Origin of the sequence: Indibacter alkaliphilus LW1 (assembly GCF_000295935.2) — a bacterium.
Classification (GTDB): domain Bacteria; phylum Bacteroidota; class Bacteroidia; order Cytophagales; family Cyclobacteriaceae; genus Indibacter; species Indibacter alkaliphilus.
The window spans coordinates 113,792-128,875 of the sequence record NZ_ALWO02000047.1 but is presented as its reverse complement, the minus strand read 5'-3'; the positions used below and the strand labels follow the sequence as shown (position 1 = coordinate 128,875).

Below are 15,084 nucleotides of genomic sequence, written 5' to 3'. Positions count from 1 at the left end.
TCCGCTCCCTTGAAGTCAATCTCGTAATTGTCTCCTGCACTTAAGCTTCCCAGGTTGATGGCGTAGTTACCGACATTTTCTCCTGCTGCTCTTGCCAAGGCTCCGGAAAGCACATCCTCATCATCTCCGTTCTCAAAACCTGTTGCTTTGAAAGTAAAGACAGGATCTGTTGCTCCGTAAACTTTGCTCTGTCCTGCATCCGCAGTGATGACGAAGGTCTTTTTGGTGATGGTGAAGTCCGCACTGTTGAAGTCAATCTCGTAATTGTCTCCTGCACTTAAGCTTCCCAGGTTGATGGCGTAGTTGCCTACATTTTCACCTGCGGCTCTTGCCAAGGCTCCGGAAAGTACCTCCTCATCATCTCCATTTTCAAAACCTGTTGCTTTGAAAGTGAATACAGGGTCTGCTGTTCCGTAAATTTTGCTCTGTCCTGCATCGGCAGTGATGACCAAGGTCTTTTTGGTGATGGTGAAGTCAGCACTGTTGAAGTCAATCTCGTAATTGTCTCCTGCACTTAAGCTTCCCAGGTTGATGGCGTAGTTGCCTACATTTTCACCTGCGGCTCTGGCCAAAGCTCCGGTCAACACATCCTCATCATCTCCATTTTTAAAACCTGTTGCTTTGAAGGTAAAGACTGGATCTGTAGCACCGTAAACTTTGCTCTGTTCTGTGTCGACAGTGATGATAAGTGTCTTTTTGGTGATAGCGAAGTCAGCACTGTTGAAGTCAATCTCATAATTGTCTCCTGCACTTAAGCTTCCCAGGTTAATGGCGTAGTTGCCTACATTTTCACCTGCGGCTCTTGCCAAGGCTCCTGTCAGGATGCTTTCGTCGTCTCCGTTTTCAAAACCGATCGCCTGATAAGTGAACGTTGGATCTGAATCGCCATACACCTTGCCTTGATTGGCATCTACGGTAATCGTAAGCGTTTTCTTCGTAATCGCAAAGTCCGCTCCGGTATAGTCGATCGTGTAATTGTCCCCTGCATCGAAACTGCCCTGATTGATCGCGTAGTTTCCTACACTCTCTCCAGCTGCTCTGCTGAGTGCACCTGTCAAGATGCTTTCATCGTCACCGTTTGCAAAACCAGTCGCCTGATAAGTGAAGGTAGGGTCAGCATCGCCATACACCTTGCTTTGATTGGCATCTGCGGTAATCGTAAGCGTTTTCTTCGTGATCGTAAAGTCAGCTCCGGTATAGTCAATCGTGTAGTTGTCCCCTGCATCCAAGCTGCCCTGATTGATCGCGTAGTTTCCTACATTCTCTCCGGCTGTTCTTTCCAGTGTGCCGGTAAGAATGCTTTCATCGTCTCCGTTTTCAAAGCCGGTCGCCTGATAAGTGAAGGTAGGGTCAGAATTTCCATAAGTCTTGCTTTGATTCGCATCTGCGGTAATCGTAAGCTCTTTTGGAGTAACGGTAAGATCTCCAGCTTCATAGTTGATTTGGTAGTTATCCGCCGAGAAAGTCCCCCCGGTAGCATCGGAAATCACAATAGCATCTGAATACGTTCCCGTATGATCTTCTGCATTTTGACCTCCTGAGTAGGTAACGGTTACTGAACCGATGGTTTCTCCATTTTCCAAACCAACGGAAGTAAACAAGGTATAGCCTGACCCGGCATTAAGAACTGAACCATATTCTTTGGATTGACCTGTAGCGGTAATCGTCAGAGTTTTTGTGGTGACAGTCAGTGTCCCGTTGCTGTAATCAATCAAATAATTTGTGCTTACATCATTATTATCGCCATCAAAAATCACCGCGTCGCTCGGGATATTGGCACTGGAACCCACTGCTGTTTGAGAACCCGTAACGATAACCTCATCCACTGAATGGTTAGTCGCCAAGGAACCTGAGGAAATAGTAAATCCTACGTTGGTCAAGGCCGAGCCATCATAAACCTTAGTGTCGCTGTTTGCAGTAATAGTCAATTCCTTTGCTGTGATATCTGCACTCAGTCCAGTAGGTGCTGTCAGAGAATAATTCCCCGCATCTGCTCCGCCGAGCTCATATCCTGAGGCAGTTATGGCAATTCCTGTCCCCACATTTGCAGTGGCGAAGGTGAATACCGCTGTACCTCCCAACGTCACTTCATCTCCCGATTCCACTCCATTCAGGGTAGCAGTCCCGCTAACTGTAGCAGTGGTCGTACCATCATAGACTTTATTGTCCCCGGTCAAGCCCGTAATGATCAATTCCTTTGCAGTGATTTCTCCAGAATTGATTGCAAAATTTTCAGGAGCGTAGTATCGAGCGGCATCCGCACCGCCGAGCGTATAAACCACCGTAATAGTTTTTCCGGTACCCACCGAAGCATTGTCATAAGTAGCCTCAGCTGTTACGGTCACTTCATCCCCGGAGCGAACCCCATCCAACACGACATCTGTAACCGTAGCTGAAGTAGTTCCATCATAGGATTTTGAGATTGTAAGATTCTGGCTTGCAACGGTGAGTTGGATAATATCCTGATAACGGTACAGAGCATAGGCATTCCCGGCTGACAAGGCGGGGTCAAAGGTCGTGGTCGTTTCGTCCACTTCTTTCCGGACATTTGATGCTCCACCTACCAGTGCAGTCAGCCCTGTACTGTTGGGCTCAGAGCCACTAAACAGTTTAGCAATCCCTGTAGCCCCAGTAGTAACTGTTGGAGATACTGAGACAATAATGTCTCCTCCGGTTTCGGTTCCAATTGATTCGCTTTTGCCCGCATTAAGAATAATCGCATCGGCTGAGGTAGAAGTAGTGGTTACATTTCCAGAAAGGGTCAGGTTTCCACTTTCTGTCGCGATTTCAATCTCCCCGGTTGCAGTTATGTCATTCACTATCAGCTCGTCTCCATCGAGATAGGTTACTGATCCCGTGTTTGCGGTCAAACTATTGACATTGTTTCCTGCGTTGGAAAAATCATACACTACTCCGGAGCCCAACAGCTCCAGGTTGTTGGCGGTGATTACTCCGGCATAGTTGATAAACGTATTGGAATTGAACGTGATATCTCCAGTAAACGCATTGGTACCATCAAAACCTATTGCACTTGTGGCATTACCGGGCCATTGATTGATTCCAGCAACATTAGGATTAGCTGAAGTACCTTCCAAACTGATTTTTCCGTTCTGTGAAACGATTTGTTCTTCACCACTTCCAAAAAGAAAAATTCCACCATATTGCCCATTAAACCCTGTACTGTTGAGGCGACCGGTAATATCAATTGGGCCTGAAACGCTTCGTATAATTACTTCACTATTAGCATTACTAAAGGTATAAAGACCAACTCCTGCTCCGTGAGTATTTTTATTAAAATCCGATTGGCCATTTATGGAAATTGCTCCAGCAGTACTTTCAATGATTGCAGCAGTGCTATTTGCGATCGTTCCCATCAATAGACCATAGTGCCAGCTTCCATCGTTATTGTTTCCAGTAGAAATAGCTCTCAAATCGATTGTCCCAGTTCCTGAAGATAGGGTACTTTGCTCAAAATAAACTCCATTATACCCTGCAGAACCACCGCTTACTCCATCAGCCACACCCGAAATAAACATATTACCTCCATTGGTTGCGACAGTTGACCTATAAATAGTCATCCCATTCTTGAAATTACTTATCCCAACAGTATGTATGGCATCAGCATAGGAGCTTCCTTCACCCACGGTCAGACCATTCCAAGGGGTAGCACTTTCTTCACCCCCTGCCATCCAAAGATGACCTCCATTGGTTTGAATAGTAGATTCGTTGAGGAAAATGGATCCCGACTGATTCCCATCGGCATCTACCCAAAGCACCAAGGAAGCATTCTCGCCTGCAAGTCCAGTCATGCTAGAACCCACATTCATATTAACATTGGAGGCAGACTGAAGTGTCAAAGGATCGTTGTAGGTATTGGTGCCTCCAATCAAGATTTCTCCAGTTTTGGAATTTCCGATTTGGATATGGCTGAAACCATTGACAAAGCTGGTCCCCAAGAGCGAGGAGGAAATTTGCAACATACCCGAAGCTCCCCCAATGCCTACAGATACTGCAGGACCGGTAGGGAAAATTCGTAACTCACCGCTACTACCAAGCAGAGTCGTCGCGGTAGAACCAGTCCAACCGTTAGTATTGATTTCGATGTCTCCTGTGGTGCCTCCTCCGATTTTGGTATCAGCCTGTAGCGCCAAGGCCTCTGCACCTGCTATTCCCAATCGGGCCGTAATGGTGATTGATCCAGAAACGGATGTCACGTCCGTTTGCCCTGTAGTCAACCAGACACCTCTAGCCGTTCTTCCACTTGGAGCGGTAGTCTCCTGATTTTCACCGATGATCTCTAGGTTTCCACTATCCGTAGAAACAACCATTCCTTGAGTTCCTGCAAAAAGTGTGACTCCCCCACTATTCATCCGGTCTGTGGTACTCCCTGTATAATCCTGGGTCAGACCATTTAGCAAAATATTGCCGGACTGGGTGTTGACCAAAATCTGTCGAGTTGAGGTTTGCCCGCCTCTATGGAACAATATTCCATATCGGAAACCACAAGTCGTACAGCCCGAGGCAGGTTGGTCGGCCGAAAGCCGTGCGACCCCATTGATTTCGATATTGCCTGAGGTAGTAGTAGTCTGGGAACCATCCCCGAGATACACCCCAACATTAGTGCTGTAGGGATTTGAATTCAAGGTAGGCGCATATTGATCCCCGCTGATACCGTTCAATTCAATATTTCCTGCTCCCGCCTGGATAGTGACATCCTTATCCAAGGTGATTCCGTGATAGCCATTTTGGTTGTTGGTACTATTATCTTCAGGGATAAAGGCATCACTTCCTGCTGCATAGCCATCGCCTACTGTCAGTCCATTCCAGGTGGCAGTTCCATCACCTCCACCCATCCAAAGGTGGCCTCCATTGGTCGTGATCGCAGAGCCAGTTTTCAACCAAATCATGCCAGAGTCATCACCATCCGCATCTGCCCATAAGGTCAAAGGAGCATTTTCTCCAGCTAAACCTGTCATGCTTCCTGAACCAGCCATCCAAATATCATCCGCAGATTGAAAAACAAGTGGATCCTGATAGGTAGTTGAACCTCCTAGTTCGATTTTGCCTGTCTCCGGGGAGCCAACAAGGATTTTACTAAAACCATTGACAAAATTGGTGGAGAAATAGGAGGAGGAAAGCTGTAAAGTTCCCGTTGCCCCACCAATTCCTATGGTTGTGGAAGGAGTACGAGGACGAATGGTGAGTTGACCCAAATCAGAGCGGTACCTTACCAAGCTATTGATAAGCAGCTCATCAGTTTCCACTACTACAGCTCCATTACTTAAAGCAGATGATGAAGGGTCTCTGGATTCTATAACGCCGTTAGTATGATCTAAATCAACTGAATTTCCATGAAGTCCCTTGGTTCCCGTTAGGGTAATTGTTCCTGTATTTACTCTGATGGTACCACCATCTATTCGTAGCCCATCATTATCTGTATTTAGAGTATTTGCAGAATTACCTCCTCCGGTTCCGGTCAAGGTAATATTGGATGCACCGGTAGTAATAATGCTGGAATTATTATTCATGCGAATACCATGATTTGACCCTCCATTTGAGCCGGCATTTTGGCCTCCGCCTGTACCTACCAGGATAATTTCCCCGGAAGCCAAAATATCCGTGTTTTCTATTCCTATCCCCCAGTTGCCTCGATTGTTATCCCCACTGGTAGAGGCATTAGCAGAACCTATACCAAACATGGTGATATTATTTCCAGTAAAATCCATCCCCTGGATTCGGGTACCTATTCCGAATCGATAGGTGGTTTGCGTGGATTTTCCCGAAAGATAGATGTCTCCTAATCCTGCATTGACCGAGCTACCTACTGCATTTATCCCAGCATAAGTTTCCGAATTCCCTGTTGCTGTATTGGTCAAACCTACCGAATAGCTATCCCCAACTGTCAACCCGTTCCATAATTCCGTGGAGGCTCCACCTCCGATCCAAATATGACCGTTGTTACTTGAAATACTTGTTTTGGTGTCAAAGAGAACTCCTCCAGATTGATCAGCATCAGTGTCTGCCCAAAAAATTAGATTTAAGTTGTTACCGGATGCAGTAATCTCTTTCTCATCGGTCAATACAATGTCTCTGGAAGATTTGAAGGTAAGCGTTCTAGAAGTACTTAAAACAATTTGTATATTTTCACGAATCACAATATCTCCATCACAAGACTCTATGACCAAATCGCCTGTATTTTGCAGGTAGTCTACAATCTCAGAAGCCGGTACGGTCGCATTTCCTGAAGTTTTCAGAACACCTCCATCGATAGAATAAGCAGCACCTGAAGCAGTTGAGCCAATGGTTATGGTCCCTGTGCAAGGAATAGCTGTTGTCGTAAAACTCTCCACTCCCCCATAGCTTGTACCCTCAGCATTGGTGGCATAAGCTTGGAAATAGTAGGTAGTCGAAGGGCTTAACCCAGAAACAGTCTCATTGAAAGTACCCGTACCGCTTCCTGATGTCACATTGGTTACTCCACCTTCACCAATGGTTGGGGTATTGTCGGAGCTGGAATAGACGAAGCCTCGGGCAGTGACTGTGGAGCCTCCATCCGAGGTTATGTTTCCAGCCAAATCAGCTGTGCTATCTGTGGCATTGGAGGCTGAAGAAGTAGTTACCGACGGAGCTGAGGATGCAATAGGTGAAGTAACCTGAATATTATTGATACTGTGGTTTGTAGTTCCATCTCCATTCCAACCAGGGCTGCTGATGAACAATCTAACCTCATCTACATTTGAGAATGATGCGTCTAAGGTTACGGTCATTGGGTTATAATCTGGATCAAAACCATTGAAACTCATGGAAGCTACTTCTCCACCGTCCCGGTACCCTTTAATCGTGTTGGTGAAAGCATTGGACTCACCCCAATTGTAATACTTAAACTGAACAAGGCGGAAATTACTGCCATCAGCTGATTTGATGGCCATTCCTTTGATTCCTTGATTAAGGTTATCGTATGTAAGGCCTGAATAATTTGGATCGGCGCTGTAAAGAAAATCGTTGCCTCTCCAGTCAAGGGAATTAACAAAGGTGCCGCTCTCATCCGATATATTGTAAATCTGAATGTCGATATCGGAGATAGCTTGCGAGCCTCCTTCACCGTCTGAGGCAATATTGTCTCCTGTAATATCAGCAGAATTTGCCGCAAATATCAGTGTAGGGCTAGTGCTTAATAATACACCAGCGCTTGTTGTCGTAAAACTCTGCACCCCACCATAGCTAGTCCCCGCACTATTGGCCGCATAAGCTTGGTAGTAATAGGTAGTCGAAGCACTCAATCCGGTAACAGCTTGGCTGAAAACTCCCGTCCCGCTGCCTACCGGTACATTGGTCACACCCGATCCTCCTATGGTTGGGGTATTGTTTGAACTGGAATATACAAAACCTCGGGCAGTTACTGGGGCTCCTCCGTCAGCGGAAATGTTACCGTTTAGGGTAGTTCCTGAGGCAGTTATGGAGGATGCAGCCGAGGTGGTTATTGTGGGTGCAGCAACTTCTTCTTTGGGATTTTCAAATACAAAAGTGTTAAAAGATTGAGTAACAGATCCATTCTGATTTGAAATCTCCACTCTATCAACATTTTCAAAATCAGTATTTAGATTGATCTGAATAAATGCCCCTGAGCTAATGGATTGGGTTTGGGTAGCTACAGATGTCCCATCCCGGAAACCGGAAATTAAAAAATTTGGAGCCTCCCATAATTCATCAAATACTTTGAAGCTTTTTAGAGAAAACGAATTACCTGATCCGCTTTCAATTATCAATTTATTGATGGGTAATCCCATCCAACTGCCATCATCAACAAAGAAATAGTGTGACTCTCTTGGGGGAGCATAGTCTAAAACCAAGATATTTCCTATTTTCCCTCCACTTGCATTAACTCCATAGATATTATAGGTAATGCCTGGTATGTCAGTTGAACCGGCAGCCCCATCAGTCAATGTATTTCCGTGATGGCCTACTTCTGTAAACTTTAAAGTACCGGCCTGTCCAAAAGCTTGCATCGGAAAAATGAAACCTATAATTATCAACACCATAAAAAGTGTATAGAGACCATTCTGAATTATTGAACTTCTCATGTAGTTATAGTGGCTTTTTGAAGTGGTCCATAAAATCTCTGACGAATTCATAAAGTGAAATTTAGTGTGGGGGTGATTTTTAGAATTAAATGATTGGTAAATCACACCAAACTCACCCCGATTTTCAACTTTTATATGTTTCAAATTCCGTTTTTGAAACACAAAGTCAGAGAACTCCGAAAAATTTAAAATGAAATGCAAAAAGCTTATGTTAAAAAAAGAAGGTTAAAAAAAAATATTTGAGGAGTGGTATCGTTACGTAAAGATTTTGCAGTATTTTGATTAACAATAGCTTAATTTTCTTAAACAAAAAGTAGTGTTACTGGTTATAAAATCCTGTAAAAAGTCAAACTTCACAATAACAAGTGTTATGCTCCATTTTGGAATTTTTTCCAGTATTCGCTGGGACTACAGCCCTCATATTTTTTGAAAGCATTGAAAAAAGTAGTTCGCGAATTGAAGCCTACCTCTTCTCCCAATGCCTCCAGGGTAAAATCATCCAAATACCCATTTTCAATTTTATCAATTGCATAAGTAATTCGCATTTCATTGACAATCTCATTGAAACCCTTGCCATAGGCCAATTTGATGCATGTAGAAAGGGTTTTTGGAGAGGAACCAATCCTGTCTGACATATCCCTGAGGTTTAGGCTTTTTTCTTGAAAAATCTTTTCGTTTTCCAGAAGGTATTTCAATGCTTCTATTGTTTTGTTCTCTGTTTTGGCTACCAATTGTTCATTTTTTTCAACTTCTGCGTGGTGTTTTGTTACGTCCTGCTGTCCAAGAGATATGGTTTGACCTTCTTCATTCTGTTTTGATCCAAAGTCTTTCTGGGGATCAAATTGATACACTATTTCAGGCTTGAAGTTGACATAAATATTCAGAACCAAAATCCCGATCAATGAAATATGAATCGTGATTTGCCCTAAGAAAAAAGTATTACCTCCGAAATTGAAATATCCAAGCAAAACATAGAGTAGGTTAGAAAAAACAATCCAGCCCATTAGGAAAATAGCAATGGATAGCCAATCCTTCAAGGTATCCATATTGAATCTTTGAAAAAAATCAGGTTTGATCTGAAGCACTAAATGAATACAATAAATATAATAAAGGGTCTGAAGAAAGATTCTGAACGAGTAGTGAAAAGAGATAGGAATCAGACCGCTGCCCAAATAATTGATTTGGTCTGGCGAGGCTATGATCGCTTGGGCCATTTCCAGTTTCACCTCTGTTGGAAGTAAATAAAACGGTATCAATTCCAGAAAATGGATCAATGCCGGAATAAAATGTATCCAGTCCAAAGTTTGTAGCCCGCGAAGCCCCTTTGCTGAATTCCTTACATAAAAATAGAAAAACGGAGCACATAGGTACATAAAAGGACTGTAAGACCTTAACAAATGAGGCATGTCCAGAATATATTCGGCCTCAATCCATAAAAAATAGGTCAGGATAAATAAATTATACATCAGTAGTGACCAACCCAACATGGTATTCGGATAGTGACCTTTGCCCTTATTGACTATCAAAAAAATACTGTTGACAGTGCCCAAGGATAAAAGAATAATTATAAGGAGTAAGCCTACGCTCATGTCAAAATCAGTAAATTAGAGGTTTTGATAATGTTTGGTTCTAATCTAAAATTCTAAAAAACTTAATGTATAGAATTCAGGCTATTTCTACAATAAAAAATACTTTACTTTTAGAAATTCCTGCCAAAATGTTTTTTGTATCGCCAAAATCTCCTTTGATCGTAACAGTCTCTCCAATCCGTGCTTCAGATAGGTAATTAATGCAAAGTTTATTGAATTTTTTTTTCTGTTCTATAGCGAAATCTTCAACCCATCTGATATAGCTGACATTGTTGACATGGTTGTTCATGTCCAGATCAGAAGCTCGGACGTTGAATGCTGTGGAAAGATCTCCCGTTTCAGAAAAAGTGATTTTGGGTGGCAATTGTGAATCGTCTTCAGTCAGTGCAAATAATTCCGACGGCAAGACCTGACTTGGTCTTTTCGGTCTTTTGCTTTTGACATCCAAAAGCAACCATGCAGACATGGCTTCAGCGAGTACCTCACCTGCTTGGTCTATCACTTCAAATTCCCTCAAGGCAAAAAGTCCGGAAATTCCCCTGCCAGCAGTTTTTACTGTGATGAGCTCTCCCCATGAAGGCTTGCGGTGTACTTGAATCTGAAACCTCGAAAGCACCCACATCAGTCCTTTTTCAAACAGCTCCTGCCCAAATCCACGGCTATCAGCATGTTTCCAGGCGACCTCCTGCATCAGATCGCCCAAAGAAGACCACCTGAGTTTTCCAAAGGGGTCTATTTGAAAAGAAAGTACTTCAAATTCTTTTTCGTACTGAAATGGAAGCTTTTGATTCATGATGAACTTTTCGGAGTTTGGTTTGAATAAGCGAATTGCGAGCGTATTCAAAGTTAGTAAATGATGACCTTGTGAAAAGACTAAATTGCTTTCTTTGCTGCTTTATTTTTATTTATGGAACCAAACACCTCTAAGCGAACTGAAGTCAATAGGGTGATGCCCAGTCCTGCCACGGCTACCATGGTAAAAGATGTTTTCAGGCTAAGCAATTCTGCGATGAATCCAATCATGGGCGGACCAATGAGAAAGCCAAAAAAAGACAAAGTAGACACCATGGCCAAAGACACACTTGGGGGGAACTCCTTGGACCTCCCTGCAATGCTGTATGCAGAGGGTACAATGGAAGCAACTCCCAGTCCTACCAACAAAAAACCTAAGGTTGCAATTAAGGGAGAGGGAAATACTACAGCTAAGATCAATCCTGCAAAAATCAATAATCCGCTGACCCTGAGTATTTCTATACGCCCAAATCTATTAATCAATCTGTCCGAGATAAAGCGGCCTCCTGCCATGGCCCCCATAAAGGAAACATAGCCAAGAGCAATCAGGCCTGGCTGTATATCTACAACTTTCTTGAAATAAACCCCACTCCAATCAAACATACAGCCTTCACTTAGCATGCCTAAAAAGCCAATAGCTCCGATCCGCAATAAAAGTGGATCGGGTTTTTTCAGGACCATTCCTGTGCCACCACCGGCTCTCTTGTCTTGAATGAGATATTTTTGAGCGATCAAAAGAATCGAAATCGTAATCCCAGAAATCAGTAGAAAATGTATTTTGGGCAGCAAGTCGAAATATATCATCAAAGCGCCAATACCCGCCCCTGTAAAACCTGCAAGGCTCCACAGCCCATGAAGCGAGGCCAAAATGCTCCTTCCATAACTGTCCTCCAAAGCAAGCGCCTGGGTATTGAGGGATATATTCATGGTATTTCCCAGCATGCCGAATGTCACTACTACAGGAACCAGCATATATAGTGAATCACTGAATCCAATCAAGGGAAGAAATATGGCATACCCAATAGCAGAAAGAATAACGACAATTTTGCTTCCAAACCTATGTGCTGCCCAACCTGCCAGCGGCAATGCGACCAATGAACCAATGGGTAAGCCCAATAGTAAAGTGCCCAGCTGAGCTTCCGAAAACGAAAACTTCATTTGAATATCCGGTATGCGCGCTGCCCAAGAAGCAAAGCTCAATCCGGCAAGAAAGAACAATGATCCAATTGCTATCCTTCTTTTCTTTAAGGAACTCATCAAAAATCAACAGGTTTAGGTTTGAGGCCGCAAGTTAAACCCATTCACACAATTATGAATTGCATTTATATAAAAGCTTTCTTAGTTTAGAAAATTCACTTTAAAAATCATCAACATGCAAAAAACCATTGTTAATCCGCTGTATAAAGATAAAGTCACTTTTGTCCAAACGGCGGAAGAAACGAAGGGGAAAATTACAGAACTCCACCTAGAATTAAATCCTGAAGGGGCCAACCCTTTGCACTTGCACACTTCCTTTACCGAAACCTTTACTGCTGTGAAAGGTAGGCTTGGTCTGAAGCTGGCAAAAGGGAAAACCTTGATCCTTAATCCGGGAGAGTCCTATAAAGTAGAAAAAAGGGAACTTCATGGTTTTTTTAATCCCGAGAATCACAATATTGAATTCAATATCAAAATAGAACCTGGCCATCAGGGATTTGAATATGCACTGAGAATTATGTACGGATTGGCTGAGGATGGACTTACGGATAAAAACGGAATTCCCAAAGACTTGGGAGTGGCTTTTATCCTGGCAGAAATGAATGACTCATTTGTAGATAGTTTTTTGTTCAAGCTATTAAGCCCTTTGGGAAAATTCCTTGCCAAGAAGGCAAAACAGAAAGGTGTTAAAGAGGAGCTGATAAAAAAGTACTGTGTTTGAACAATGTGAAAAACAAGATGTTGATAAGGTAAAATTTACCTCATGGAATTTGTTATAGCAGGCTCAGTAATCTTGGTTGCCATCATCATGATCAGAGCTATTATCAAAAGAGTATTTCACTAAAAAAAAGCCACCTTGCTGGACAGGGTGGCTTTGGGTTTAAGTTCAAACAGGCTTAATTCGGGAGTTTATGGGAAAATTTCCCATATACCCATGTACCTACAATCGCCGAGAGCAATGTGACAGCTACTACAGTGAATCCAGTCCCAATCTGTGCGTAAAGCGGTCCAGGACAAGCTCCGGTAATTGCCCAGCCCAATCCGAATATGAATCCACCTATGATCTGACCTTTTCGGAATTCTTTTTTCGGAATATTGATCGCTTCACCTTTCATGGTTTTGATATTGAATTTTTTGATCAGTTGTATTGAAAGGACTCCTACTGCTATGGCAGAACCGATAATTCCGTACATGTGAAAAGATTGAAGTCTAAACATTTCCTGTATTCTAAACCAGGAGATGACTTCAGCCTTGACAAATAAAATCCCGAAAATAACCCCTACGATAAGGTATTTGAGAAGATTTTCACTTTGCTGCTGCATATTTGGTGAATCGCACACAGCCTCATTTTTTTGTATTGTTGTTTCTTTTGTTTTCATCTTGATCGAAATTTAAAATCCTGCCCAAGCCATTAATGGACCCAATAAGAAATGTGTGGTAAAGAAACCTCCCAGCATAAAGAAGATAGTGGCTACCACAGAAGGCCATTGTAGGGCTGATATTCCCATGATGGCATGACCGGAAGTACAGCCCCCAGCGTAGCGGGTTCCGAATCCAACCATAAATCCTCCGAAAACGAAGAAAATCAATCCTTTAAGGGTAAATAGGTTTTCCCAATTGAATATCTCAGCTGGAAGAAGTTTGGAATAATCAGTAATACCCAAAGCAGCCAGGTCTCTTTGTGTGGATTCCGCTACTACGATGGTTTCAGGGTTAGAAAGGAAAGCTGATGCGATTACCCCACCGATCAGAATTCCGAGTACAAATGTCATGTTCCACATTTCTTTTCTCCAGTTGTATTGGAAAAAAGGAATATTGGCCGGAGCACACATAGCACAGACATGCCTCAGCGAAGAAGATATCCCGAAGGATTTGTTGCCTAGGATTAACAAGGCTGGGACAGTCAGTCCGATTAAAGGCCCTGCCACATACCATGGCCAAGGTTGGATGACCCATTCGATAAATTGTTCCATATTGTTTTTTTTTCTGTTATTTAAAATTTGTAATCCATAATAATATTAATATTCCATAAATCTACCCGGTTGATTCTCAGATTTTCCGGGACCAAACTGGGCTCTTTTGCTGTTTTGTTTGCGATGAGAAGCTGTAGGTTAAGTCCTTCAAAATAATCCTTGAATCTATAATCCACTGATCCTGTAAAGTGATAATAGGATGGAATTCCATACTTGTTTGTTCTAAAGTCGGTTACATCAGAATGGTTTACCAAACCTGCGCCAAATTGAGAAAATAATCCTTTCACAGGAGTCACCAAATCATATTTGACCACATAGGCTCTCATACTTCCTGATCCCTCGTACCTTTCTCTTGGAAGACTTGCATATAGATTTTCTCTTCCCCATTCTCTAGGAAAAAGAAATCTGCCATTGTCATTGATGCCAAGGAAGTTGAAAGAAAGGTTGTGCTTCCTGTAAAAAACTCCCAACTTTCCTCCCACTGCAGTCACATTTTCATTGGGCATAATGTATGTCTTTTCACTTTCTGAATTCCCACCATCATTGACGGCAAATTGATGCAAGCTTTGTAATCCTGCATGTAACCTGATGCCATTATCCAGGCTTTTCTGGTAATCTACTTGGCCAAATGTGAGATTGAACACATTTTCTGCCAGATAATTCCAGCCTTGAATGGTCCAGCCATTTTTATGAAACTGTGTCCCGAGCATCGCAATGCCTTTAGAATCCACATTTCCTTTATAACCAGATGGCTGGCCAAAAGGATTTCTTCCGAAAGGATAAACTCCATAAGAATCCTCTACACTATACCAATCTACGGTGCCTCGGATAGTTACAGATTCAATCCACATTGCCGTAAGCTTCCAATTGTTAGCCGCATACACAGCAGAAAGGCCTCCAAATACATTTGGCCGCATTCGGTTGTCCTGTTCGTTTAATAAAGGACTTTGAACTTTTTGTCTTCCCAATTTGAACCGGAATCTGTTTTTGCGGTAGCTGAGATACAACTCTTCTAAGCGATCCAGTTTGTTGGTGTTGTTGACATCATTCATGTCATACAAAAGGATTTCGTATCGATTGCCTGCACCTGTAGCAGGGTCGGCAATCCGAATGTTGTTTTCAAAGAGCTGAAAGGTAAAGAAGCCGTTGAACCTGACCTGAAATCCTTTCCATTCCGGAGTAGTATATCCAATGCCCGCCCCAGTGGCTAGGGTGGAATAATCTAATAATTCTCCCTTGTTGATGGTCGACATAAAGAAAGATTTGATGTGGAAATCCACTTCTCCTTTTTTCAGATCTTCCCCCAGTTTTCTGGATTGAAGGGCAGCGCTGTCCTGACTACTCAATTCATTTTGTGCATTTACTTGCATCGCAAAAAGCAATAAAATGAACAAAACCAGACTCCGAAACATTTTCAAAACTCTTTAAATCTATTTTTTAAAACTGTGACAA

Annotated in this window: 8 protein-coding genes; 1 reads left to right on the top strand and 7 read right to left on the bottom strand. The window is 42.8% G+C overall.

Going from position 1 to position 15,084, the window contains the following annotated elements; translation table 11 throughout:
• The 4 genes from A33Q_RS17695 to A33Q_RS17680 all read right to left on the bottom strand — a co-directional run.
• Positions 1-8,132, bottom strand: an 8,132-nt coding sequence (locus A33Q_RS17695) for an MBG domain-containing protein (RefSeq protein ID WP_152527432.1), incomplete at its 3' end; no start/stop codon positions are given.
• A gap of 317 nt (positions 8,133-8,449) precedes the next feature.
• On the bottom strand, positions 8,450-9,670 hold the full coding sequence (locus A33Q_RS17690) for a helix-turn-helix domain-containing protein (RefSeq protein ID WP_009035383.1): 1,221 nt from the start codon (positions 9,668-9,670) through the stop codon (positions 8,450-8,452).
• A gap of 76 nt (positions 9,671-9,746) precedes the next feature.
• Positions 9,747-10,463, bottom strand: a complete 717-nt coding sequence (locus A33Q_RS17685) for an acyl-[acyl-carrier-protein] thioesterase (RefSeq protein WP_009035384.1) — start codon at positions 10,461-10,463, stop codon at positions 9,747-9,749.
• 80 nt (positions 10,464-10,543) lie between these two features.
• Positions 10,544-11,719, bottom strand: coding sequence for an MFS transporter (locus tag A33Q_RS17680; protein WP_009035385.1), 1,176 nt, complete (start codon positions 11,717-11,719; stop codon positions 10,544-10,546).
• A gap of 115 nt (positions 11,720-11,834) precedes the next feature.
• Here A33Q_RS17680 and A33Q_RS17675 point away from each other — a divergent pair, with 115 nt between their 5' ends.
• Entirely contained in the window at positions 11,835-12,380 is a 546-nt protein-coding gene (locus A33Q_RS17675) for a cupin domain-containing protein (RefSeq protein ID WP_009035386.1), read from the top strand.
• Between the two features lie 175 nt (positions 12,381-12,555).
• Here A33Q_RS17675 and A33Q_RS17670 read toward each other — a convergent pair whose 3' ends face one another.
• Genes A33Q_RS17670 through A33Q_RS17660 form a run of 3 tightly spaced genes read right to left on the bottom strand, consistent with a single transcriptional unit; the run spans position 12,556 to position 15,044 of the window.
• Positions 12,556-13,038 (bottom strand): DUF6691 family protein, encoded by a 483-nt coding sequence (locus A33Q_RS17670; protein ID WP_009035387.1) that lies wholly within the window; start codon positions 13,036-13,038, stop codon positions 12,556-12,558.
• Between the two features lie 12 nt (positions 13,039-13,050).
• Entirely contained in the window at positions 13,051-13,632 is a 582-nt protein-coding gene (locus A33Q_RS17665; protein WP_009035388.1) for a YeeE/YedE family protein, read from the bottom strand.
• A gap of 20 nt (positions 13,633-13,652) precedes the next feature.
• Complete coding sequence (locus A33Q_RS17660; RefSeq protein WP_009035389.1) at positions 13,653-15,044, bottom strand: OprD family outer membrane porin; 1,392 nt, start codon at positions 15,042-15,044, stop codon at positions 13,653-13,655.
• Positions 15,045-15,084: the final 40 nt, after the last annotated feature.